The 386-nt window shown below is 44.3% G+C and carries 1 protein-coding gene; it reads left to right on the top strand.

Annotation, left to right across the window (positions count from 1 at the left end; all coding sequences use genetic code 11):
• The first annotated feature begins 54 nt into the window (after positions 1–54).
• Positions 55–240 (top strand): RRXRR domain-containing protein, encoded by a 186-nt coding sequence (locus tag AC0QH1_RS24620; protein WP_324634049.1) that lies wholly within the window; start codon positions 55–57, stop codon positions 238–240.
• Positions 241–386 lie beyond the last annotated feature (146 nt).

Consider the following 386-nt stretch of genomic DNA (forward strand, 5'->3'; position numbering starts at 1 on the left):
CTTTCCGAACATTGGCGAAGCACACATCACTCTTCGGAGTTAGAGACAAACACCATGTCTAATTTCGTTTTCGTACTTGACACCCAACTCAAACCGCTAACGCCTTGTTCACCCGGCACGGCACGGCGGTTGCTAAAGGCTCGGAAAGCGGCAATTTATTGTCGTTTTCCCTTCACGATCGTTCTCAAAAAAACGGTCGAAGAGACTCCCAAACCCTGCCGAGTGATAATTGATAATTGATAATTGATAATTGATAATTGATAATTGTCAATTGTCAATTGTCAATTATGGTACGCGGCAAATGTGTCCCACGGATAAGTTTGGATTTCCAAAGCGTTACGTGCCGCGATTCAAGTTCGTTAAAGGCTTTCAAACCGGGGATATCG

It is taken from the genome of Phormidium sp. CCY1219 (genome assembly GCF_055795085.1).

Bases quoted from the DNA above. Each gene is read 5' to 3' on its own strand.
- AC0QH1_RS24620 (WP_324634049.1), top strand. From the start codon at position 55: ATGTCTAATTTCGTTTTCGTACTTGACACCCAACTCAAACCGCTAACG.